This window comes from Streptomyces sp. NPDC102490, from assembly GCF_044765285.1.
Taxonomy (GTDB): domain Bacteria; phylum Actinomycetota; class Actinomycetes; order Streptomycetales; family Streptomycetaceae; genus Streptomyces.
Map to the genome: position 1 here is coordinate 35,355 of NZ_JBIWJU010000007.1, position 23,887 is coordinate 59,241.

Below are 23,887 nucleotides of genomic sequence, written 5' to 3' on the forward strand. Positions count from 1 at the left end.
GGCGCTCAGTATGGCGACATGAGGGGCCGTCAGGGAAGGGCGGCGTCCGCCGGTAAGTCCGAGGGATAGAGACAGGCTCTACGCCACCCACTGTTCGTACGCCAGGTTCGCCACCAGGGCGAAGACCACCGTCAGCAGGACGACGCGGACGAAGCCGCTGCCCTTCTTGAGGGCGGTGTGGGCGCCGAACATGCCGCCGGCCAGGTTGAAGGCGGCCATCAGGACGGCCAGCTGCCACAGGACCGCGCCCTGCCAGGCGAAGGTGGCGAGGGCGCCCGCGTTGGTGCAGCAGTTGACGATCTTGGCGGTGGCGGACGCCGTCACCAGGTCCAGGTGAAGCAGCGCGGTGAGGGCCAGGACCAGGAAGGTCCCCGTGCCGGGGCCGATCAGGCCGTCGTAGAAGCCGATGCCGAGGCCGCCGAGGCCGATCGCGGCGAGGATCTGGCGGCGGGTGGCCGGGCCGGTGGCGGGCGCGGTGCCGAAGGCGGGGCGCAGGATCACGAAGGCCGCGACCGCGAGCAGCACCACCATGATCACCGGCTTGAGCACCTCGGTGCTCATCCCGGCCGCGAAGAACGCCCCGGCCGACGATCCGGCCAGCGCCGCCAGGCCGATGCGTACGGCGGTGCGCACGTCCACCGGCGCCTTGCGGGCGTAGGTCACCGCGGCGCCCGTGGTGCCGACGATGGCGACCGCCTTGTTGGTGCCCAGCGCGTGCGCGGCCGGGGTGCCGGCGGGCAGGCCGAGCAGCAGCGCGGGCAGCAGCAGGAGGCCACCGCCGCCGACCACGGCGTCGATCCAGCCGGCCGCGAGTGCGGCGAGGCAGAGCAGGACGACCGTGGTCAGCGCTATGTCGGGCATGATCATGACCTTATGGACGGGATAGGTGTGCCGTCCATCGAGATGAGGGACTTCTGAGGTTCCCGCCACCCCGCCCGGCCGGTCCGCCCTCACACGGACCGCCCGCCCCCGCTGAGCGCAGCGTTCCCCGCGGGAAACAGAGGGGATGCCACCGGGTAACACCCGCACCGCACGCTCGATGCCATGACCTCGAAAACGCGTGTGGTGGTGATCGGCGCCGGACTCGCGGGCGTGACGCTCGCCCGGCGGCTCGGTGAGCTGGGCACGCCCGCGCTGCTGGTCGGCGACGAGGAGCACCGCCCGTACAACCGGGTGCTGCTCGCCGAGGTGCTGGCCGGACGGTACGGCCCCGAGGTGATCGCCCTGCCGGCGCCCGCCGGGCTGCTGCGCGGCCGGGTCACCGGCGTCGACCGGGCCGGGCGGACCGTGCGGTGCGCCGACGGGTCGGTGATCGCCTACGACACGCTGGTCCTGGCCACCGGCTCCAACGCCGTGCTGCCACCCCTGCGCGGCCTGTTCACCCCGGACCACGAGCTGCCCGAGGGCGTGCACGCGTTCCGGACCATGGACGACTGCCTCGGACTGTCGAAGGCGGTGCGGCCCGGGGCACGGGCGGTCGTCATCGGCGGCGGGCTGCTCGGGGTGTCCGCCGCCCGTGCGCTGGCCGTGCGCGGCGCCCAGGTCGTCCTCGCCCAGCAGTCCGAGCGGCTGATGGAGCGGCAGCTCGACCCGGGGGCCTCCGCGCTGGTGCGGCGGCACCTGGAGGGCCTCGGCGTCGAGGTGCACACCGAGTGCCGGGTACGGGACGTGCGCAGCGTCGGCGGGGCGGTGCGGTCGGTGGAGATGGGCGACGGGTACGCCCTCGGCACCGACCTGGTCGTGCTCGCCTGCGGGGTCCGGCCGCGGATCGGGCTCGCGCGGGAGGCGGGTCTCGAGGTCGGCACGGGCGTCCTCGTCGACGACGAGCTGCGCACCTCGGACCCGCACATCCGCGCCGTCGGCGACTGCGCCGAGCACGCGGGGCGCGTGTACGGACTGGCCGCGCCCGCCCTCGAACAGGCGGACGCCCTCGCCGGGCTGCTCGCCGCGGACGGCACGGCGGGCGGCGCCGCGGCCCCCCGCTACACCGGCACCCGCTCGCTGACCCGGCTGACCCTCACCGGACCCGACGGCCCCTTCGGCGGGCCGGACGGCCCCTTCGACCTCGCCGCGTTCGGCGAGACCGACCCCCTCCCCGGCGACGACGTCGTGCAGCTCGCCGACGCCACCCGGGGCACCTACCGCAAGGTCGTCGTCCGCGACGACCGGCTGGTCGGCGGGGTCCTGGTCGGCGAACTCGGCACCGTCGGCGCGCTGGCGCGCGCCTGGGAGGGAGCAGAGCCGCTCCCCTCCGACGGCGGCCCCCTGCTCCACCTGCTCACCCAAGACGGAGGCTCCTGATGACCGCCACCCCGGGGCACACCCCCACGATCGTGCTGGTCGGCCACGGCATGGTCGGCCAGCGCTTCCTGGAGGCCCTCGCCGAGCGCGGCCTGACCGGCACGCACCGCGTGGTCGTCCTGTGCGAGGAGCCGCGCCCCGCCTACGACCGCGTCCAGCTCACCTCGTACTTCTCGGGGAAGACCCCCGAGGACCTGTCGATGACCGACCCGGCCTTCCTCGCCGAGCACGGCATCGAGCTGCGGGTCGGGGACCCGGCCGAGACCGTCGACCGGGAGGCCCGTACGGTGACCGCCCGCTCGGGGCTGGTCGTCGCGTACGACGTGCTGGTCCTGGCCACCGGCTCCTACCCCTTCGTCCCGCCGGTGCCCGGCAAGGACGCCGAGGGCTGCTTCGTCTACCGGACCATCGAGGACCTGCTCGCCATCGAGGAGTACGCGAGGAACGTGACGACCGGTGCCGTGGTCGGCGGTGGGCTGCTCGGCCTGGAGGCCGCCGGCGCGCTGAAGGGCCTCGGACTCACCTCGCACATCGTGGAGTTCGCGCCCCGTCTGATGCCGGTGCAGGTCGACGAGGGCGGCGGCGCGGCGCTGCTGCGCACCATCGAGGAGATGGGCCTGTCGGTCCACACCGGCGTCGGCACCCAGGAGATCGTGGTCGACGAGGCGGGCGCCGTCACCGGCATGAAGCTGTCCGACGGCTCCGAACTCGCCACCGACCTGGTGGTGTTCAGCGCCGGTGTCCGGCCCCGCGACCAGCTGGCCCGGGACTGCGGCCTCGCGGTCGGCGAGCGCGGCGGGATCAGCGTCGACGAGCGGTGCCGCACGGTCACCGACCCGCACGTGTTCGCGATCGGCGAGTGCGCGCTGGCCGCCGACGGCCGGGTGTACGGGCTGGTGGCGCCCGGGTACGAGCAGGCCGAGACGGCGGCGGCGACCATCGCGGCCGAGGAGGCGTCCTTCACCGGCGCCGACCTGTCCACCAAGCTGAAGCTGCTCGGCGTGGACGTGGCGTCCTTCGGCGACGCGCACGGCACCGCCGAGGACTGCCTGGACGTCGTCTACTCCGACTCCCGCGCGGGCCTGTACAAGAAGCTGGTCGTCGGCCGCGACGGCACGCTGCTCGGCGGCATCCTGGTCGGCGACGCGGAGGCGTACGGCACCCTGCGCGCCTTCACCGGCTCGGTCCCGCCGGTCTCCCCCGAGTCCCTGGTGCTGCCCGCCGGTGCCGGTGCCCCGGCCCAGCTGGGCCCCACCGCGCTGCCCGACGACGCGGTGATCTGCTCCTGCCACAACGTGACCAAGGGCTCGATCCGCGGCGCGGTCACGGAGCACTCCTGCACGACGGTGCCCGAGGTGAAGAAGTGCACCAAGGCGGGCACCGGCTGCGGCTCCTGCGTCAAGGTGCTCGGCCAGCTGGTCACCGCCGAGCTGGAGGCGAGCGGCGTCGAGGTCGACAAGGGGCTGTGCGGCTGCTTCGCGCAGACCCGCGAGGAGCTGTACGAGATCGTCCTCGCGCTGCGGATCACCTCCTACCGGGAGCTGCTCGACCGGCACGGCCGGGACGGCGCGCGGGGCGGTGAGGGCTGCGAGGTGTGCAAGCCGGCGGTCGGCTCGATCATCGCCTCCCTCGCCCCGGCGATCGGCGCGAGCGGCTACGTCCTGGAGGGCGAGCAGGCGGCGCTCCAGGACACCAACGACCACTTCCTGGCCAACCTCCAGAAGAACGGCTCGTACTCCGTCGTGCCGCGCATCCCGGGCGGCGAGATCGCGCCGGAGAAGCTCATCGTCATCGGGGAGATCGCCCGGGACTTCGGGCTCTACACGAAGATCACCGGCGGTCAGCGCATCGACATGTTCGGCGCCCGCGTCGAGCAGCTGCCGCTGATCTGGGCGCGGCTGGTGGACGCCGGCTTCGAGTCGGGGCACGCGTACGGGAAGTCGCTGCGCACGGTGAAATCCTGCGTGGGGCAGACCTGGTGCCGCTACGGCGTCCAGGACTCGGTGCGGATGGCGATCGACCTGGAGCTGCGCTACCGGGGCCTGCGGTCCCCGCACAAGCTCAAGTCGGCGGTCTCCGGCTGCGCCCGCGAGTGCGCCGAGGCCCAGTCGAAGGACTTCGGTGTGATCGCCACCTCCAATGGCTGGAACCTGTACGTCGGCGGCAACGGCGGCGCCACCCCGCGCCACGCGGACCTGCTCGCGCAGGACCTCTCCGACGCCGAACTGGTCCGCCTGATCGACCGGTTCCTGATGTTCTACATCCGCACCGCCGACAAGCTGGAGCGCACCTCCACCTGGCTGGAGCGCATCCCCGGCGGCCTGGACCACGTACGGGACGTGGTGGTGCACGACTCGCTCGGCATCTGCGACGAACTGGAGTCCCTGATGCGGGCCCACGTCGCGCACTACCGGGACGAGTGGGCCGAGACCATCAACGACCCGGAGAAGCTGGTGCGGTTCGTGTCCTTCGTGAACGCGCCCGACACCCCCGACCCGGTCGTGGGCTTCGTGCCCGAGCGCGACCAGATGAAGCCCGACCTGCCGCTGCTGGACATCGGCCTGCGGCGCCCCTCGGAAGACGACCTCCTGGAAGGAAGCACCCGGCGATGACCCTGGCACCCGAGTCCCTGGCACCCGAGACGACCGACCTGAAGGTGCGGCTGCGGCTGACCGACGACTGGTTCACGGCCTGCGACCTCGGCGTCCTGCTCCCGGGCCGGGGCGTGGCGGCCCTGCTCCCGGACGGCGGCCAGGTCGCCCTGTTCCGCGACCGGGACGGCGGGCTGTACGCCATCGACAACCGGGACCCGTTCACCGGCGCGGCCGTCCTCTCCCGCGGCCTGACCGGCACCCACCGGGGCCGCCCGTTCGTCGCCTCCCCGCTGCTCAAGCAGCGCTTCGACCTCACGACCGGCGAGTGCCTGGACGACGCGGCGATCCGGGTGGAGACGTACGAGGTGAAGGCCGCCTGAGCCGCCCTTCCTGACCGATCGTTTCTCGCCTGACCGTTTCTTGACCGATCGTTTCAGATGAGCCTAGGCTGCGGGTCGTGGCCAGGACCAAGGAGTTCGATCCGGACGCCGCGCTGCGGGCAGCCCTGGAGCTGTTCTGGCGGCGCGGCTACGAGGCGACGTCGATGTCCGACCTCGTCGAGCACCTCGGCGTCGGGCGCGCCAGCATCTACGCGACCTTCGGCAACAAGCGCGAGCTGTACCTGAAGGCGCTGGCGCACTACGAGCAGGGGTTGCTTCCGGACCTGCTGGCGGACCTGTCCCGGCCGGGCCGGGCCCTGCCGGGCGTGCGGGCCCTGGTGCGGCGCTACGCCGCCGAGGCGAGCGCCGACGACTCGCGCCTGCACGGCTGTTTCGTCACCAACACCGCCGCCGAGCTGGCCCCGCACGACGCGGTCGCCGCCCGGCGGGTCGAGCGGAACTGGGACCAGCTGGAGACCGTGCTGCACACCGCGCTGGCCCGGGCCCGTGCCGAGGGCGAACTGCCCGCCGGACGCGATCCGCTGGCGCTCGCCCGGATGCTGCTGGTGCTACTCCAGGGCATGCGGGTGGTCGGCAAGGCCTCGCCGGACCCGGCCAGGGTGCGGGACGCGGCGGAACAGGCGCTCGCGCTGCTCGACTGAGACCTGGACGCACCCCTCTTCGGAGGGGTGTTTTCAGGTCCACATACTGAACCGATCGGTCAAGAAAAAGGGGAGATTCATGACCACCCAGCGTTTCACCGACAGGACCGCCCTCGTCACCGGCGCGGGCTCCGGCATCGGGCGGGCCGTCGCCCTGGCCCTGGCCGCCGAGGGCGCGCACGTCGTCGTCGCCGGGCGCGCCCGGGGGCCGCTCGACGAGACGGCGGCCCTGATCGAGGGGGCGGGCGGCAAGGCGCTGGCCGTCACCGCCGACGTCACCCGGCCCGCCGACATGGACGCCCTGGTGGCCGCCGCGGTCGAGCACTTCGGCTCCCTCGACGTGGCCGTGAACAACGCGGGCGTCTTCCGCGGCGGGGTACCGGTCGCCGACCTGTCCGAGGAGGACTGGCGCGCGCAGCTCGACATCAACGTCACCGGCGTGTTCCTCGCGCTGCGGGCGGAGGTCCGGCAGATGCGCACCCAGCCGGGCGGCGGCACGATCGTGAACATCGCCTCCACCTTCGGGGCGCACAAACGCAGCCCGGGCGCCACCGCCTACGCGGCGACCAAGGCGGCCGTCTCCGCCCTCACCCGGGGTGCCGCCCTGGACCACGTCGGGGACGGGGTCCGCATCAACGCCGTCAGCCCCGGCGCCACCGCGACCTCCATGTCCCTGCGGCCGGGCGAGACGGAGGCCGGGCGGGCCGAGCGGATGCGGGAGGAGACGCCGCTGGGCCGGGTCTCGGGGGTGGCGGAGGTCGCGGCGGCTGTGCTGTACCTGGCGTCGGACGACGCGGCGTCGGTGGTGGGCACCGACCTGGTGGTGGACGGCGGCCAGACCGCCTGAACCCGACCGCTCAGGGCAGCAGCGGCTCGTAGACGACCCCGGTCAGCCGTTCGGAGGCGGCCCACAGCCGCTCCCCCATCGCGTCGTCGGTGGTCCAGGACGCCCGCCAGGAGGGTGCGGGCGCCCCGCGCCACATCGCGAAGGACGGGCCGGTGAAGGAGTCGGAGGGCACGCCGGGCGCGGTCGCCGCGTACAGGACGGGCAGCGCGCCGGCCTCCGGGGACTGGGCGGCGACCCGGCTCCCGAGCCGCGCCAGCCGCTCGGCGAGCCGGCGCCCCTCGGCCCGGGGCCCGGCGGCATGGAGTCCGGTCTGCGCGTACCCGGGGTGGGCGGCGACCGCGCGGACGTCCGAGGCTCCCTCCCGGGCCGCGAGCCGGCGTGCCAGTTCGTGGGTGAAGAGCAGGTTGGCGGACTTCGAGCGGGCGTAGGCGGTCCAGCGCCCGTACCGGCGCACGCTGTTGAGGTCGCGCGGGTCGATGGCGGCCAGCACGTGCAGGAAGCTGGAGACGGTCACGATCCTGGCTCCGGGCGCGGCCAGCAGGGAGGGCAGCAGCAGCCCGGTGAGGGCGAAGTGCCCCAGGTGGTTGACGCCGAACTGGGTCTCGAAGCCGTCCACCGTCGTGCTGTGCGGCAGCGCCATCACCCCGGCGTTGTTGACGAGCAGATCCACCCGCTCGTACGGCAGTCCGTAGGCGAACTCCCGGATGGAGGCGAGGTCCCCGAGGTCCAGCCGCGCCGGTTCCACGACGGCGGAGGGCACCTCGCCGAGCAGGCGCACCACGGCCGCGCTCCCCCGCTCCTGGCTGCGGCAGGCGAGCACGACGGACGCCCCCTTGCGCGCCAGCTCCCGGGCGATCACGTAGCCGAGGCCGCCGTTGGCCCCGGTCACGACGGCGACCCGCCCGTCCAGGGCGGGGATGTCGCCCGTGCTCCAGCCGGTCATCCGCGGCTCCTTCGCTGGTCCGGACCTCTCTCACCGTACGCGCCCGGCGGCCCTGAGCGGAGAGCTACCATCCAGTCACGTCACGTTCTCGTCACGAGTCCTTCATATACCCACCACATCTCGGTCACCTCAATAGCTTCGTCACCTCATACCCGCTCCTCCACACCATTCCCGGGACTCTCGATGAAGCTGCTCCGCAAGCCCGCCGCCGTGACCGTCGCCGCGCTGGCCCTGGCCGCCCTGCCGGCCGCCGCCGCCCAGGCGCACGACGGCGCCCACCCGTTCAAGAACTGCACCGAGGCGTACGACGCCGGGTACTCCAACATCCAGCAGGGCGACGAGCACTACGGCGCCCACCTGGACCGCGACAAGGACGGCGTCGGCTGCGACAAGCCGCCGGCCGGTTTCGTGCCCGCCGGCGACGAGGACAGCGACGACGCGGCGGGCTCCGGCAGCGGCAAGGACTCCGGGAGCGAGGAGGCCGCCGGGCAGCAGGGCACCGACCTGGCCGAGACCGGCGGCGACGACAGCACGCCGTACCTCGCGGCGGGCGGCGGGATCGTCGTGCTCGCGGGCGGCGGACTGCTGCTGGCCGCGCGGCGGCGCCGGGGCGACGGCGCGGCCTGACCGCGCGTGCGGCGCGCGGGGCCCCGTCGGTTCAGCGGCGGGGCTCCGGCGCCTTGAGGCTGAAGGCGGCGCTGCTCAGCCAGCGCCGTGCGGCCCGGGCCACCGGACGCTCCACGAACCGCTGCACGACGTAGGAGAGCGCGACCAGGGCGGCGACGGTGACACAGACCACGACCCACGGGTGGGCCCGGTCGCCGAAGCGGTGCAGGACGTTGACGCCGATGGCGTCGTGCAGCAGGTAGAGCGGGAAGGTCAGCGTGCCCGCGACGGTCAGCCCGCGCCAGCGGACGCGGCTGGTCCAGCCGAGCGCGACGGCGGCGATCAGCAGGAAGAACACCGTGATCACCACGACCAGCCCGGCGCGGTTCGGCTGCCAGGAGTCCCAGGCGAGGCGGCCCCCGTCGGGCGTCAGCAGGTAGTGCAGCGCCACCAGCCACGACATGGCGACGATGCCCCACAGCAGCGGGGTCGGCCGGTAGCGGTACATGAGGTAGAAGGCCATGCCCGCGATGAAGTACGGCGCGGACGGCGGGTTCGTCAGCAGCGTGAGCAGGTGGATGTCGGCGCTGGGGGCCAGCACGGCGGCGACCGTCCACAGGCCGCAGTAGATCACCACGCGCTGGTAGGTCAGGCCCTTCCACACCACGACCGCGAAGGTGAGGTAGAAGCACAGCTCGGGCCAGAGCGTCCAGTAGACGGAGTCGAGGTTCTCCACCCCGAGCGGGGTCTGGAGCATTGTCAGGTTGGCGAAGATCACGCGCGGGTGCGGCTGTCCGAACGGGTTGTCGGCGAAGTAGATCACGCAGGCCGTGATGGCGACGGCCGCCCAGTACATCGGGTACAGCCGGGTGACGCGGGAGATGAAGAAGTCGCGCGGGGTGCGGCCCCACGCGCTCATGCAGATGACGAAACCGCTGATCAGGAAGAAGAGTTCGACGCCGAGCCGGCCGAAGGCGAAGTAGCCGTGGGCTTCGGGGAAGACGGTGTCGACGGGGCGGTCCCAGATGGTCTGCATCGTGGAGGGCACCTGGCCGACGAAGTGGAAGAAGACCACGGACAGGGCGGCCAGGAAACGCAGTCCGTCCAGGGCCGCGAGCCGGTTCCGGCGGACGGGGGGCCCGGCCTCGGGGACCCTCTCCCGCGCGCCGGTGCGGGGACTGGGCACCGCGTCGGCGGTTCCGCCGCCGGCCCCTTCCCCGGTGCTCGTGCCGGCCGGTTCCCTGTGCTCCGTCTGCGTCATCCAACCACCGTTCCGGGTGTCGGCCGCTGTCCGCTGCCAGGGCCCTCCAACTCTGCTGACAGCTTGCTGCTGCTCACCTGACCGGACTTCACACCGTTGAACGCGTCACAAAAGGCGGCACCCCCGCACGGGTGCCGCCTTTTCTCGTGGACCGGAGCCGCCGCCGATCGGTGAGGGTGGTCGGGTGACAGACGGCGGCTCCGGGGCCTCAAGGCCCCTTTCGGGGACTACCGGTGGTCGCTGCCCTTCGACTGCGACGCCGCCCGGCCCGCCTCCAGGCGGGCCACCGGGATCCGGAACGGGGAGCAGGAGACGTAGTCGAGACCCACCTCGTGGAAGAAGTGCACCGACTCCGGGTCGCCGCCGTGCTCGCCGCAGACACCGAGCTTCAGGTCGGGACGCGTGGCGCGGCCGGCCTTCGCGGCGGCGGCGACCAGGGAGCCGACGCCGTCCTTGTCGATGGTCTCGAACGGGGAGACGCCGAAGATGCCCTTCTCCAGGTAGGCCGTGAAGAAGCTGGCCTCGACGTCGTCGCGGCTGAAGCCCCACACGGTCTGGGTCAGGTCGTTGGTGCCGAAGGAGAAGAACTCCGCGGCCTCGGCGATCTGGCCGGCGGTCAGCGCGGCGCGCGGCAGCTCGATCATCGTGCCGATCGACAGCTTGAGCTTGGCGCCGGTGGCCGCCTCGACCTCGGCGATGACCTGGTCGGCCTCCTCGCGGACGATCTCCAGCTCCTGGACGGTGCCGACCAGCGGGATCATGATCTCGGCGCGCGGGTCGCCCTTGCTCGCCTTGCGTTCGGCGGCGGCCTCGGCGATGGCGCGGACCTGCATGGTGAACAGGCCGGGGATGACCAGGCCGAGGCGGACGCCGCGCAGGCCCAGCATCGGGTTCTGCTCGTGCAGCCGGTGCACGGCCTGGAGCAGGCGCAGCTCGTTCTCGTGCGGCTCCTGCCGGGACTCGGCGAGCGCCACGCGCACCGACAGCTCGGTGATGTCGGGCAGGAACTCGTGCAGCGGCGGGTCGAGGAGGCGGATGGTGACCGGCAGGCCGTCCATCGCCTCGAACAGCTCGACGAAGTCCTGCTTCTGGAGCGGCAGCAGCTCCTTGAGGGACTCCTCGCGCACGGCCTCGGTGTCGGCCAGGATCAGCCGCTCCACCAGCTCGCGCCGGTCGCCGAGGAACATGTGCTCGGTGCGGCACAGGCCGATGCCCTGGGCGCCGAACCGGCGGGCGCGCAGCGCGTCCTCGGCGTTGTCGGCGTTGGCGCGCACCCGCAGCCGGCGCTTGCGGTCGGCGAAGGCCATGATCCGGTGCACGGCCTCGACCAGCTCGTCGGCGTCCTCGGCGCCCGCGTGCATACGGCCCTCGAAGTACTCGACGACCGGGGAGGGCACGACCGGGACCTCGCCGAGGTAGACCTTGCCGGAGGAGCCGTCGATGGAGACGACGTCGCCCTCCTCGACGATGTGCCCGCCGGGCACGGTCATCCGGCGGCGCTTGGTGTCGACCTCCAGCTCCTCGGCGCCGCAGACACAGGTCTTGCCCATGCCGCGCGCGACGACGGCCGCGTGGGAGGTCTTGCCGCCGCGCGAGGTCAGGATGCCCTCGGCGGCGATCATGCCGTCCAGGTCGTCGGGGTTGGTCTCGCGGCGGATCAGGATGACCTTCTCGCCGGACCGGGACCACTTGACGGCGGTGTACGAGTCGAAGACGGCCTTGCCGACCGCCGCGCCCGGCGAGGCGGCGATGCCCCGGCCGACCTGCTCGACCTTCGCCTCGTCGTCGAAGCGGGGGAACATCAGCTGGGCGAGCTGGGCGCCGTTGACCCGCTGGAGGGCCTCGGCCTCGTCGATCAGGCCCTGGTCGACGAGCTGGGTGGCGATGCGGAAGGCGGCGCCCGCGGTGCGCTTGCCGACGCGGGTCTGGAGCATCCACAGCTGGCCGCGCTCGATGGTGAACTCGATGTCGCACAGGTCCAGGTAGTGGTTCTCCAGCGTCTCCATGATCTGCATCAGCTGGTCGTACGACTTCTTGTCGATCTGCTCCAGGTCGGCCAGCGCGACGGTGTTGCGGATGCCCGCGACGACGTCCTCGCCCTGGGCGTTCTGGAGGTAGTCGCCGTAGACGCCCTGGTGGCCCGAGGCGGGGTCGCGGGTGAAGGCGACGCCGGTGCCGGAGTCGGGGCCGAGGTTGCCGAAGACCATGGAGCAGACGTTGACGGCGGTGCCGAGGTCGTGCGGGATGCGCTCCTGGCGGCGGTAGAGCTTGGCACGCTCGCCGTTCCAGGAGTCGAAGACCGCCTTGATGGCGAGGTCCATCTGCTCGCGCGGGTCCTGCGGGAAGTCCCGTCCCGCCTCGGTCTTGACGATCTTCTTGAACTTGGTGACGAGCTTCTTGAGGTCCGCGGCCTCCAGCTCGGTGTCGACCGCGACCTTCTTGGCCGCCTTGGCCGCCTCCAGCGCCTCCTCGAAGAGGTCGCCGTCGACGCCGAGGACGGTCTTGCCGAACATCTGGATCAGGCGGCGGTAGGAGTCCCACGCGAAGCGGTCGTCGCCGGCCTGCTTGGCCAGGCCCTGCACCGACTTGTCGGACAGGCCGATGTTGAGGACGGTGTCCATCATGCCGGGCATGGAGAACTTGGCCCCGGAGCGCACCGACACGAGGAGGGGGTCGTCGGCCTGGCCGAGCTTCTTGCCCATCGTGGCTTCCAGGGCGTCGAGGTGCGCACTCACCTCGTCACGCAGGGCCGCCGGCTCCTCGCCGCTGTCGAGGTAGGTCTTGCAGGCCTCGGTGGTGATCGTGAAGCCCGGGGGGACCGGGAGACCCAGGTTGGTCATCTCGGCGAGGTTGGCGCCCTTGCCGCCGAGGAGGTCCTTGAGGTCCTTGTTGCCCTCGGTGAAGTCGTAAACGAACTTCGCCGCGTTCGCTACCTGGGGTTCTTTGTTTTCCGACACGGGTCTCGACTCCTCGAGGACGCGGTGGCTGCCCTGACGGCGAGGAATGTACCCAGATCAAAGGCACCTGGGTACGTCCACGTGCGCGTCATGCGCCCGTAACCACTCGTCCGCCAGCGGATCGAAAGTCAAGGCTTGGCAAGCGACCGACCGCTTGTGTTTTCACTTCTTGAACGAATGAACTCTCGGACACCGCTCCACTCGCTCGAATGAGCGGCATTCTCCACGTTTGAGTTCGATCGATGAACGATCAAGGTGTGGCACTCAGTGCCACACCTTGGAGAAGTGGAGTCGCTCATGATCCGCTCATCTGAGCGCCACTCCTATCAGAGGTGGCGAGAATCACGCTCCCACAGGCCGCCGGATTTCACCATGCGGACCGGTGAACGGACCGCCTCCCGTGGACGTACGAGAGTCCGGCGGGTCCCGGCCCCCTCGCCGGGGCCCGCCGTCCACCGGGTTTCGCACGGAAGGACCTTCGGGTGCCCGTCATCACGCCTTTCCGCCGGCCACCGCGGCCCCACGACGACGCTCCCGACGACCCCGGCGCCCCCGCTCCGGCCCCGCTCGACGCCCGCACCTCCCTCCGGGCCCGCCTCGCCCACCGGCGCGCATGGCGGGCCCGGCATCCGCGTGCCGCCCTCGCCGTCCGCCGGGTCACCACGGCCCTTTCGGCCATTCTGGTGCTCGGGGCGCTGCTGCTGCCCAACACCCTGGTCGCCCTGGAGCCCAGCCGCTTCGCGCGGCTCCCGGGGGAGGCGGTCGTCGCGGCGGTGCTGCTGCTCTGCCTGCCCCGGGTGCCGCGCCTGGTGGCGGCGGCCCTGTTCGGGGCCGCCCTCGGGGCGCTGACCGTGCTGAACCTGCTCGACATGGGCTTCACCGCGTACCTGGGCCGGAGCTTCAACCTGGTCCTGGACTGGGGCCTGCTCGACGACGCCCAGTCCTTCGTGGCGGACGCGATGGGCGGGGCGGCGGCGGCCTGGGCCGCGGTGGGCGCCGTCGTGCTGGCCGCCTCGCTGCTGGTGCTGACGGCGCTGGCGGCGGTCCGGCTCGGCGAGCTGCTCGCCGCGCACCGGGAGCGGGCGGCGCGGGGCGCCCTGATGGCGGCGACCGTGTGGATGACCTGCGTGGCGCTGGGCGTGCAGACCTTCGGCCTGCCGGTCGCCACCACGAGCGCCTCCCGGGCGGCCGAGGCGCAGGCGCACCGGGTGGTGGACACGCTGCGGGACGAGGCGGCCTTCGCGAAGGAGGCGAAGGCGGACCGCTTCGGCGCCACGCCCGGCGCCGAGCTGGTGCCGGACCTGCGCGGCAAGGACATGGTCTTCACGTTCATCGAGAGTTACGGCCGCAGCGCGATCGAGGACCCGGTGATGGCACCGGGTGTCGGCCGGACGCTGGAGGCGAGCACCGGGGCGCTGGCGAAGGCGGGCTTCCACGCCCGCAGCGGCTGGCTGACCTCGGCGACGTACGGCGGCAGCAGCTGGCTCGGCCACTCCACCTTCCTGTCCGGCTTGTGGGTGGACAACCAGCAGCGCTACCGCACCGTGACCGCGGGCGACCACCTCACGCTCACCAAGGCGTTCGAGAAGACCGGCGACTGGGACACGGTCGGGGTCATGCCGGGCGTGCAGAAGGCCTGGCCGGAGGCGGACTGGTACGGCCTGGACAAGGTCTACGACGCGTCCGACGTGGGCTACCGGGGGCCGAAGTTCAGCTGGTCGACGATGCCCGACCAGTACGCGCTGGAGGCGTTCCAGCGCCTGGAGCACGGCCGCAAGCGCGACAGGCCGCTGATGGCGGAGGTCATCCTCACCTCCAGCCACCAGCCCTGGGCGCCCGTCCCGAGGATGGTCGGCTGGGACGAGGTCGGCGACGGCTCGGTGTACGAGGGGATCGAGGCGTCGGGTGTGAAGGCGTCCGACGTCATCACCGACTCCGCCCGCTCGAAGGAGGAGTACGGCAAGTCGATCCAGTACTCGGTCACCAGCCTCACCCAGTGGCTGGAGCGCTACGGCACCGACGACACCGTCCTCGTCTTCCTCGGCGACCACCAGCCGCTCGCCCGCGTCAGCGGCGACCACGCGAGCCGGGACGTCCCGGTGTCGATCGTCGCCAAGGACCCGAAGGTGCTCGACGCGATCGACGACTGGAACTGGACGCGGGGGCTGAAGCCTGCGAAGGACGCCCCGGTGTGGAAGATGAGTTCCTTCCGCGACCGCTTCCTGACCGCGTACGGCTCGACCCCGCACCCCACCGGCGCGGGGGACTGATCAGCCGCCGGAGGTGTCCAGCTCGGCGTCCTCGCCGACGCCCGCGCAGTCGTACGGGTCCTTCAGCCAGCCGTCGGGCAGGACCACCCGGTTGTTGCCGGAGGTGCGGCCGCGGGGGCCGTCGGCGCCGGTGGGCCAGGACTGGTCGAGGTCCAGCTCGTCGAGTCCGGCGCGCAGGGCCTCCAGCGAGGAGGTGATCGCGAGCCGCTTGCGCATCTCGGAGCCGACGGCGAAGCCCTTGAGGTACCAGGCCACGTGCTTGCGGAAGTCGATGACGCCGCGCGCCTCGTCGCCGATCCACTCACCGAGCAGCGTGGCGTGCCGGACCATCACGTCGGCGACCTCGCGCAGGGTGGGCCGTACGAAGGCGTCGGTGCGCCCCTCGAAGGCGGCGACCAGGTCAGCGAAGAGCCACGGCCGCCCCAGGCACCCGCGTCCGACCACGACGCCGTCGCAGCCGGTCTCGCGCACCATGCGCAGCGCGTCCTCGGCGGACCAGATGTCGCCGTTGCCGAGGACGGGGATCTCCGGGACGTGCTCCTTGAGGCGGGCGATGGCGTCCCAGTCGGCGGTGCCGCCGTAGTGCTGGGCGGTGGTGCGGCCGTGCAGGGCGATGGCGCTGACGCCCTCCTCGACGGCGATGCGGCCGGCGTCGAGGTAGGTGAGGTGGTCGTCGTCGATGCCCTTGCGCATCTTCATGGTGACGGGCAGGTCACCGGCGCCGGTGACGGCCTCGCGGACGATGGCGCGCAGCAGGTTCCGCTTGTACGGCAGCGCCGAGCCGCCGCCCTTGCGGGTCACCTTGGGCACCGGGCAGCCGAAGTTCAGGTCGATGTGGTCGGCGAGGTCCTCCTCCGCGATCATGCGGACGGCCTTGCCGACGGTCACCGGGTCGACGCCGTACAGCTGGATCGAGCGCGGGGTCTCGGTCGCGTCGAAGTGGATCAGCTGCATGGTCTTCTCGTTGCGCTCGACCAGCGCCCGGGTCGTGATCATCTCGCTCACGAACAGGCCCTTGCCGCCGCTGAACTCCCGGCACAGCGTGCGGAACGGTGCGTTGGTGATACCGGCCATCGGCGCCAGCACCACGGGCGGCGCGACGGTGTGCGGGCCGATCCGCAAGGGCGCGGCGGTGGTCTCGGGGGCGGGCGTGGTGAGCGTGGACATTCCCTCATTGTCCCGCACGCGGGGAGATCATGTATCAGTCATTAGTTAACCGCACTATCGAAATGGGCGTAGGGTGGAGTCCATGCCCGAGCTCTCCCCTCGCCGCCGCATGCTCGTGCTGGCCATCTGCTGCATGAGTCTGCTGATCGTGAGTATCGACAACACGATCCTCAACGTCGCCCTCCCCTCCATGCAGCGCGACCTGCACGCGAGCACGTCGGGCCTCCAGTGGGCGATCGACGCGTACACGCTGGTGCTGGCCGCGCTGCTGATGCTGTCCGGCTCCACGGCCGACCGGATCGGCCGCAAACGGGTCTTCATGACCGGCCTGGTGCTCTTCACCCTCGGCTCGCTGCTGTGCTCCCTGGCCCCGGACCTGTCCTCGCTGATCGTCTTCCGGATGATGCAGGCGGTGGGCGGTTCGATGCTCAACCCGGTCGCGATGTCGATCATCACCAACACCTTCACCGACCCGCGCGAGCGCGCCCGCGCGATCGGCGTCTGGGGCGCGGTGGTCGGCATATCCATGGCCGCGGGGCCGCTGGTGGGCGGGGTGCTCGTGGAGTCGGTCGGCTGGCGCTCGATCTTCTGGGTCAACCTGCCGGTGGGCCTGGCCGCCCTGCTCCTGACCCTCCGCTTCGTCCCCGAGTCCCGCGCGCCGAAGGCCCGCCGCCCCGACCCGCTGGGCCAGCTGATGGTGATCGTGCTGTTCGGTTCCCTGACGTACGCGATCATCGAGGCGCCGAACGCCGGGTTCACCAGCGTGCTCCCCTACGCCGTCCTGGCGCTCGCCGCGCTGGTCGGCCTGCTCGTCCACGAGCCCCGTCGCACCGACCCGCTCATCGAGCTGCGCTTCTTCCGGTCGGCGCCGTTCAGCGGGGCCACCGTGATCGCGGTCAGCGCGTTCGCCGCGCTGGGCGGCTTCCTGTTCCTGTCCACGCTCTACCTCCAGAACGTGCGCGGACTGAGCGCCCTGGAGGCCGGCCTGTGGATGCTGCCGATGGCCGTGCCGACCTTCCTGTGCGCCCCGCTCGCCGGGCGGCTGGTCGGCAGCCGGGGGCCGCGCCTGCCGCTGGTGATCGCGGGCGGCGCGCTGACCGCCAGCGGGACGCTGTTCGCCGCCTTCGAGGCCGAGACCTCCGACGTCACGCTCTTCCTCGGCTACGTCCTGTTCGGCATCGGCTTCGGCTTCGTCAACGCCCCCATCACCAACACCGCCGTCTCCGGCATGCCCCGCGCCCAGGCCGGGGTCGCGGCCGCCGTCGCCTCGACCAGCCGCCAGCTGGGCCAGACGCTCGGCGTGGCGGTGGTCGGCGCGGTGCTGGCGACGGGCGTGGGCGCGTCGTCGTACCGCGAGACCTTCGTCTCCGCGTCCCGCCCCGGCTGGTGGATCCTGGCCGCCTGCGGCCTCGCGGTCCTCGTCCTGGGCGCCGTCACCAGCGGCCGCTGGGCCCGCCGCACCGCGGAACGCACCGCCGAGCGCCTGTCGTCACCGGAGATACGGGAAACAGCCCGAACGGGGGCCTGACGACGCCTCGGCCGGTGGTCCGGGCCGTCGTGGGCGCCCGGCAGCGTCCGGATCTGGGCCGGGGAAAGCACGCACACGCCCTTCGGTCGGCGACGGCCCACCCGCGCGTCAGCCCCTCGCGCCCCGTGGCACCGCGCCCGAGGTCAGCGTAGGTAGCCGTTCCGCTGCCTTCGGCCAGTGCTTCGCGATCGCGTCCTCCACGCCCGGCAGCGCCCGCTGACCCGCGAGCGCCAGGGCGATCGCCGCGGCCACACCCGTCCAGGCCACCGGGCCCAGCGGGGTGCAGCCGAAGAGGCGGCTGGCGCCCGGGGTCTGGACCAGGGCGACCAGGGCGGCGGCGGAGCCGAGGGAGGTGACCTGGACCAGGCGGCTGTCGCGGCGGTCGGCGAGGGTCTGGGCGAGCTGGGTGCCGACGACCGCGCACAGGGCCATGGTCGTCGAGCGGCGCTGCGTGCCCGGCGTGAAGCGGCCGAGCAGCCACGCCGCGGTCGCCCCCAGCGCCGTGGTCAGCGCCCGGTGCCGGATCTGCCGGATGAGGGGCTCGCCCAGCACCGCCGTGCCGAGCGGCGCGCCCGCGTCGGCGGCCTCCTGCTCCGGGTCCCCGGTCTTCGTCACCGCGACGGCCATCGCCGGGAACAGGTCGGTGAACAGGTTGACCAGCAGCATCTGGCGGGTGGACAGCGGGGCGGCGCCGCTCAGCACCGTGCCGAGGATGCCGAAGCCGACCTCGCCCGCGTTGCCGCCGATCAGGATGGCGATGGCGTCGGCGACGCTGTGCCACAGCGCCCGGCCCTCCCGCACCGCCTCCACCAGCACCAGCAGGTCGTCGCCCGTGACGACCAGGTCGGCGGCGTTGCGGGCGGCGGCCGAGCCGCGGGCGCTGATGCCGACGCCGATGTCGGCGGCCCGGATCGCGGCGGCGTCGTTGGCGCCGTCGCCGACCATGCCGACGACCCGCCCGGCGTCCCGCAGCGACTCGACGACCAGGAGCTTCTGCTCGGGCGCCACCCGGGCCACCACGTCCGCGTCGCGCAGCATCCGGGAGCGCGCGGTGCGGTCGGCGGCGGCGAGTTCGTCACCGGTGACCACGACCGCGTCCTCGGGCCAGCCCAGGTCGACGGCGATGGCGTGGGCGGTCTGCGGATGGTCGCCGGTCAGCACCACGGGCCGTACGCCCGCCTCGCGCAGCCCGCGCACCAGCGCCGGGGAGGTCTCGCGGGGCACGTCGGCCAGCGCGAGCAGTCCGGCGAACTCCAGCTCGGACGGCTGCCGTTCGAGGACCTCGGCCGCCTTCTCGCCCCTCGCCAGCGTCCGCCGGGCCACCGCGATGATGCGCAGTCCGGCACCGGCCAGCCGCCGCGCCACCTCCGAGGTGTGCTCCGGCAGGTCGGCACAGGCGGGCAGCACCGTCTCCGGGGCGCCCTTGACCACCAGCACGGCGGGGCCCCGGCCGCCCTCGCGGCCGACGGCGGCGGCGTAGCCCCGGGAGGTCTCGAAGGGCAGGCCCTCCTCCTGCCGCCAGTCGGGGTCGTCCCCGGCCGCGTCCAGGACGGCCTCGTCGGTGGCGTGGGTGGGCCGGGCGCCGTCGCCGTTCAGCCGGGGGCAGGCGCGGGCGGCGACCCGTACGGTGTCGGCGGTCTCCGCCGCGCCCACCCGGCGGACCGTGCCGTCGGTGCCCGCGACCCGCGACAGCCGCAGCTTGTTCTCGGTGAGGGTGCCCGTCTTGTCGAAGCAGACGGTGTCCATCCGGCCGAGCGCCTCCAGGGTGCGCGGGGTGCGCACCAGGACGCCCCGGCGGCTGAGGCGGCGGGCGGCGGCGAGCTGGGCCACCGTCGCCACCAGCGGCAGCCCCTCGGGCACGGCGGCCACCGCCACCGACACGCCGCCGGCGACGGCCTGCCGGATCGGCGCCCCGCGCAGCAGCGAGAGCCCGGTCACCGCGGCCCCGCCCGCCAGGGTGAGCGGCAGCGCCTTGCGGGTCAGCTCCTGGAGCCTGGCCTGCACCCCGGCCGCCGAGGGCGTACGGGCGGCCAGCGCGACCGCCCGCGCGGCCTCGGTGTGCTCGCCGGTGTCGACGACCACGGCGCGGGCCCGCCCGGCCACCACGGTCGTGCCCTCGAAGACCATGCAGTACCGCTCCGCCACCGGGGCGCGGGGCGCCGGGTCCACGCACTTGTCCACCGGCAGCGACTCACCGGTCAGCGCGGACTCGTCCACCTCGAGCCCGTCCTCCCACAGCAGCCGGGCGTCGGCGGGCACCACGTCGTCCGCCTTCAGCTCGATCACATGGCCGGGGTGCAGCTTGGCCGCGTCCACGATCCACGGCTCACCCGTCGCCCCGAACCCCCCGCTGTCCGGGCCGAGTTGCTCCTCGGTGACCCGGGCCTTCTGCTTCTGCTCCGCCAGCAGCCCGGACAGCGCCCGCTCGGCGCGCAGCCGCTGGAAGCCGCCGACCAGCGCGTTCAGGTCGAGGGCGCCGACGACGAGCAGCGCGTCGACGACCGACCCGAGGATCGCGGAGGCCGCCGAGCCGACCGCGAGGACCGGGGTGAGCGGGTCGTCCAGCTCCCCGCGTACGGCGCGGGCCAGCTGCCACGACCAGCGGACCGGGGCCAGCACGGGCACCCGGCCGGCCCGGTCGGCGGCGGCGCGCAGCCGGGCAGTGGCCTGCTCCACGGCGGTGGGCTCGGGTTCGCGTTCCCGCTCCAGCCGGTCCCGTACGTCGCCCGGGTCCAGCGCGTGCCACGCCACCCGGGCCCGGGGGTGCGGGGCGCGGGCCATCGCCACGCCGATCGCGGCCCGCGTCCCGGACAGCAGGGCCACCGCGGCGCTCGCGTCCACCGGCGCGTGCCGCATCCCCAGCAGCGAGGACACGCCGCCCCGGCTCCTGCCGCGCGCCTCGCCGACCGCCACCAGCAGCCCGGACAGCGCGGCCCCGGACCGGGCCAGCGTCTGCGACCGGCGCCCGACGGCACGCGCGGCCGGCACCGCCCGCAGCACCCGCCACACGTCGGCGAGCCCCTGCGGTGCGAGCACGTCCGCGCCCCAGGCCACCGGGCAGTCCGCGTCGGCCAGCGCGACGGCCACGTCCCCGGCGAGCAGCCCGGCCGCGACGGAGCCGTCGTCGCCGGGCAGCGGCCGTACGACGGTGATGACGCCGCCCTCGGCGCGCAGTTCGGCCACGACGTCGGCGAGCGGGCGCCGGGCGGCGACGACCTGGTCGGCGAGGCCGGTGAAGTCGGCCAGCGCCGGGTCCTCGACCATGACCACGCGCAGCCCCGCGCGCCGCGCCGCGTCCAGCACGTCCTCGGTCCAGGGGTCGGCGCCCGCGTCCGGCACCCGCAGCGCGCTGGGGTGCAGGACGACCGTGCGGGCCATCTCCAGCTGCCGCAGCCGCCCGGGGTCGCGCACGAGCACGCCGGTGCGGGACAGCGCGGCGCTCAGGACGGCGTGGAAGGCGGCGGGCCCGTAGCGCGCGGCCTTGGGCGAACCGGCGAGCACCGCCTCCGCCGCCTCGGACACGTCGTGCTTGACCAGCAGGGTCGCGGCGGCGCCCGCCACGCTGCCCGCCGAGGCGTGGGCGGCGTAGTCCTGGGCCGGTGAGGTGCGGGGCGTCGGGCGCAGGGCGGGTGCGGCGGGCAGGCTGGCCCGGCCGGGGTCGCACAGCTGGTCGTGGACGACCTCGAAGGCGGCCCCGCGCGTCACCGCCTCCGTCAGCTGGCAGACGCGCAGCGCCCCGTCGAGCACCAGCGAGGTGGGGCTCTGCCCGGCGCCGTGGACGGCGGCGTTGGCGGCGGCCAGCGCCACGTCCATGCGGTGCTCGCCGAGCCGCTCGCCCAGCCAGGCCCGGAAGGCCGGGTTCTCGCGCAGCAGCGTCGCCACGGCGGTGACCAGGCGGGGCGTGGGCGGCAGCCGCAGCCGCGCGCCGGTCACGGCGGCGGCGATGCCCAGCACGTCGGCGCCGAGCGCGGTCGCCGCCACGCGTACGGAGGCCGGGTCGCCCGGGTGGTCCGTCTCCTCCAGCAAGTCGTCCGGGTCGGCGGGGGCGGCCTGGTCCGCCCGGGTGAGTCCGTGGCGTTCGGCGAGTTCGGCGGCGTGGTCCACGACGCGATCGGTCAGCGTGTCCTCGGTCGCGGTCACCACGAGTCTGGCGAGACCGGTGTCCCAGTAGGCGAGCAGGACGTCCGGGTGCTCGGCCAGTGCCGCCGCCACCCGCCGCGCCACGCGCTCCGTGCCGCCCGCCGCGCGTACCTCGTCCGTGGCGGCCGGCCGCAGCGCGAGGTGGGCCCGGGGTCCGGCCCGCCAGTCCGGCGATCCGCCGGGCAGCGCGGCGCGGGCCACCCGTGCCGCCCGCGCGGCGAAGTCGGCGCCGCGCACACCGGCCCGTGCGGTGCCCGCCGCCGCTCCGGCCGCGGCGCCCACGGCGGGCGCGGTACCGCGCGCGAGCAGCCGGGGTCCGGCCAGCACCAGCCCCGTGACGGCGGCCTGGGAACGCGTCAGCAGTCCACCGACCATGGCGCTCCCTCAGCCGGACGAGCGGGTGCGCGACGCGGCGGCCGTCTTGCGGCTCCGGCTCCCACGGGAGGCGGAGGGCCTGCTCGACGAGGCCTTGGCCCCGGACCGGCTCTTGGCCCGAGTGGGGGACGCGGTCTTCTTCGCGGAGGTCTTCTTCGCGGCGGTCTTCTTCGCCGCGGCCGACTTGCTCGCCGTGGACTTCTTCGCGGCGGCGGACTTGCTCGCCGTGGACGTGCCTGCCGTCGTCTTGCTCGCCGTGGACTTGCTCGCCGTGGACTTGCCCGCCGTGGACTTGGCGGCGGCCTTCTTTGCGCCGCCGCTCCGCTTCGCCGCAGCCGCCTTCGTCCCGCCCGCCTTGGCCGTACCCGCCTTCGCGGTACCTGCACTGGACGTCCCCGCCTTCGCGGTACCCGCACTGGACGTCCCCGACTTCGCGGTGCCCGCCCCGGCGGTGGTCTTCCGGGCCGGCGTCCGGCCGGACTTCGTGTCCGCGGTGCCCCGGGTCTCCCCGGCGGCGCCGCCCGCGCTCCCGTTCCGGTCCTGCCCGCGCGGCTGCGTCAGCCAGGCCACCGCCGCTCCGGTGGCGGCCACCGGCCACTCCACCAGCCCGGCGACGCCCAGCACCCCGGCGCCCGTGTAGACGAGCACGCGCCGCCCGCGCGGCGACACCGCCCCGATCCTGTCCAGCGCGCCCTCGGCGGCCCTGCCCACCGTCCCGGCACCCGGCACCTTCCGCACCGCCGAAGCGGCGGCGTGCAACGGCCGCGGAAGTGTCCGCGCCGACTTCTGCTCAGCCATGACTCTTCGTCCTCGCCCTGTCCGTGCTGTGGGAACCCCGGGCCGTGGAAGGCCTGGGAACATCACCTTCCGCATATCTCCGGGTTCCCGCACTTCGGGCACTCATCCGGACGATGTCGCTCCGCGCTCCACGGCGATCGCGTGCAGCTTCTCCAGCCGCTCCCGGGAGACCTCGTCGGCCGGTGCGTAGGTCACCATCCGGGGCCCCGGTTCCGGCCCGAGCCACAGGTCGGTGTGGTCGACGCGAATGCGGCCGACGTGCCGGTTGAGGAACTCCTTGCGCTTGCCGCGGTGCGCGACCACCTCGTACCGCTCCCAGGCCTCGCGGAAGTCCGGCGACTGGGTGCGCAGCCGCTTGAGCAGCATCTTCCAGGCGGGCTCGGCGAGATGCCCGGCCATGGTCGCGCGGAACCGCGCCGCCATCAGCCGCTGGGTCTCCTCCAGGTGCACGATCGAGGACCGCCACTCCTCGTGGGTGAAGCAGAGGATCATGCAGTTGCGGTCCTCGGGCGGCACCGCCTCCAGGTCGCACAGCAGCAGCCCGTACGTCCGGTTGTGGGCAAGGATGTCGTACCGGCTGTTCTGCACACAGGCGGGGTACGGCTCGAACTGCTCCAGCAGGGCGCGCACCGCCGGTGTGATGGCCGGGCAGACCGTCGCCGGCGTCGGGTCGACGGCCCCCGCCAGCCGGAAGAGGTGGGCGCGCTCGGTGGGGTCGAGCAGCAGGGCGCGGGCGAGGGCGTCGAGGACCTGCACGGAGACCTGGATGTCCCGGGCCTGCTCCAGCCAGGTGTACCAGGTGACGCCGACGGCCGAGAGCTGGGCGACCTCCTCGCGCCGCAGCCCCGGGGTCCGGCGCCGGCGTCCGCGGGGCAGCCCGACCTGCTCGGGGGCGATGCGCTCGCGGCGGCTGCGCAGGAAGGCGGCGAGTTCGTGCCGCCGGATCTCCGCGCCGGTGTCCCGGGGCGGGGACTGCGGCGCCGTCTCCTGGCCCGTCATGGTCGTCATGCCCCCCATGGTGCCGCGTCCGGCACCCTGTTGCCAGGTACTTCCACTAC

16 protein-coding genes are annotated in these 23,887 nt (G+C 73.6%); 8 read left to right on the forward strand and 8 right to left on the reverse strand.

From position 1 onward, the window contains the following. Positions 1-78: 78 nt before the first annotated feature. A complete protein-coding gene (locus ACIRGB_RS17140) occupies positions 79-861 on the reverse strand; it encodes a sulfite exporter TauE/SafE family protein (protein WP_403864989.1) in 783 nt (260 codons plus the stop codon). Between the two features lie 183 nt (positions 862-1,044). Between ACIRGB_RS17140 and ACIRGB_RS17145 the strand changes: the two genes are divergently transcribed. The 5 genes from ACIRGB_RS17145 to ACIRGB_RS17165 all read left to right on the forward strand — a co-directional run bounded on the left by ACIRGB_RS17145 (position 1,045) and on the right by ACIRGB_RS17165 (position 6,784). Then, entirely contained in the window at positions 1,045-2,301 is a 1,257-nt protein-coding gene (locus ACIRGB_RS17145; RefSeq protein WP_403864991.1) for an NAD(P)/FAD-dependent oxidoreductase, read from the forward strand. After that, on the forward strand, positions 2,301-4,913 hold the full coding sequence (gene nirB / locus ACIRGB_RS17150; protein ID WP_403864994.1) for a nitrite reductase large subunit NirB: 2,613 nt from the start codon (positions 2,301-2,303) through the stop codon (positions 4,911-4,913). The genes ACIRGB_RS17145 and nirB overlap by 1 nt, the downstream gene beginning before the upstream one ends. Then, on the forward strand, positions 4,910-5,275 hold the full coding sequence (nirD, locus tag ACIRGB_RS17155) for a nitrite reductase small subunit NirD (RefSeq protein ID WP_403864997.1): 366 nt from the start codon (positions 4,910-4,912) through the stop codon (positions 5,273-5,275). The genes nirB and nirD overlap by 4 nt, the downstream gene beginning before the upstream one ends. Before the next feature lie 77 nt (positions 5,276-5,352). Then, positions 5,353-5,937 (forward strand): TetR/AcrR family transcriptional regulator, encoded by a 585-nt coding sequence (locus ACIRGB_RS17160; RefSeq protein ID WP_403865000.1) that lies wholly within the window; start codon positions 5,353-5,355, stop codon positions 5,935-5,937. Positions 5,938-6,016: 79 nt separating this feature from the next. Beyond that, positions 6,017-6,784 carry an SDR family NAD(P)-dependent oxidoreductase gene (locus ACIRGB_RS17165; protein ID WP_403865003.1) on the forward strand — a complete coding sequence of 256 codons (768 nt, stop codon included), beginning with the start codon at positions 6,017-6,019 and terminating at the stop codon, positions 6,782-6,784. A gap of 10 nt (positions 6,785-6,794) precedes the next feature. Here the strand turns inward: ACIRGB_RS17165 and ACIRGB_RS17170 are convergent, their stop codons facing one another. Then, the gene (locus ACIRGB_RS17170) at positions 6,795-7,727 is read right to left on the reverse strand and encodes an oxidoreductase (RefSeq protein WP_403865006.1); all 933 of its coding nucleotides are present in this window, start codon (positions 7,725-7,727) and stop codon (positions 6,795-6,797) included. Positions 7,728-7,910: 183 nt separating this feature from the next. Here ACIRGB_RS17170 and ACIRGB_RS17175 point away from each other — a divergent pair, with 183 nt between their 5' ends. Next, a complete protein-coding gene (locus ACIRGB_RS17175; RefSeq protein WP_403865009.1) occupies positions 7,911-8,354 on the forward strand; it encodes an LAETG motif-containing sortase-dependent surface protein in 444 nt (147 codons plus the stop codon). A gap of 31 nt (positions 8,355-8,385) precedes the next feature. Here the strand turns inward: ACIRGB_RS17175 and ACIRGB_RS17180 are convergent, their stop codons facing one another. Continuing rightward, positions 8,386-9,594 (reverse strand): acyltransferase family protein, encoded by a 1,209-nt coding sequence (locus ACIRGB_RS17180; RefSeq protein ID WP_403865012.1) that lies wholly within the window; start codon positions 9,592-9,594, stop codon positions 8,386-8,388. A gap of 227 nt (positions 9,595-9,821) precedes the next feature. Next, positions 9,822-12,551: a pyruvate, phosphate dikinase gene (gene ppdK / locus ACIRGB_RS17185; RefSeq protein ID WP_403865015.1), complete on the reverse strand. Its 2,730-nt coding sequence runs from the start codon at positions 12,549-12,551 to the stop codon at positions 9,822-9,824. Between the two features lie 482 nt (positions 12,552-13,033). On the opposite strand from ppdK, the gene ACIRGB_RS17190 reads away from it, so the two are divergent. After that, complete coding sequence (locus tag ACIRGB_RS17190) at positions 13,034-14,821, forward strand: CDP-alcohol phosphatidyltransferase (RefSeq protein ID WP_403865018.1); 1,788 nt, start codon at positions 13,034-13,036, stop codon at positions 14,819-14,821. On the opposite strand, the gene dusB is transcribed toward ACIRGB_RS17190, so the two are convergent. Beyond that, positions 14,822-15,988 carry a tRNA dihydrouridine synthase DusB gene (gene dusB / locus ACIRGB_RS17195; protein WP_403865021.1) on the reverse strand — a complete coding sequence of 389 codons (1,167 nt, stop codon included), beginning with the start codon at positions 15,986-15,988 and terminating at the stop codon, positions 14,822-14,824. Between the two features lie 82 nt (positions 15,989-16,070). Between dusB and ACIRGB_RS17200 the strand changes: the two genes are divergently transcribed. Next, positions 16,071-17,516, forward strand: a complete 1,446-nt coding sequence (locus tag ACIRGB_RS17200) for an MFS transporter (protein WP_403865023.1) — start codon at positions 16,071-16,073, stop codon at positions 17,514-17,516. Between the two features lie 108 nt (positions 17,517-17,624). On the opposite strand, the gene ACIRGB_RS17205 is transcribed toward ACIRGB_RS17200, so the two are convergent. From ACIRGB_RS17205 to ACIRGB_RS17215, 3 genes are all read right to left on the reverse strand, one after another. Beyond that, a complete protein-coding gene (locus tag ACIRGB_RS17205) occupies positions 17,625-22,031 on the reverse strand; it encodes an HAD-IC family P-type ATPase (protein WP_403865026.1) in 4,407 nt (1,468 codons plus the stop codon). 9 nt (positions 22,032-22,040) lie between these two features. Beyond that, positions 22,041-22,829 (reverse strand): hypothetical protein, encoded by a 789-nt coding sequence (locus ACIRGB_RS17210; RefSeq protein ID WP_403865029.1) that lies wholly within the window; start codon positions 22,827-22,829, stop codon positions 22,041-22,043. Between the two features lie 102 nt (positions 22,830-22,931). Next, positions 22,932-23,828, reverse strand: a complete 897-nt coding sequence (locus ACIRGB_RS17215; protein WP_403866015.1) for a helix-turn-helix domain-containing protein — start codon at positions 23,826-23,828, stop codon at positions 22,932-22,934. Positions 23,829-23,887: the final 59 nt, after the last annotated feature.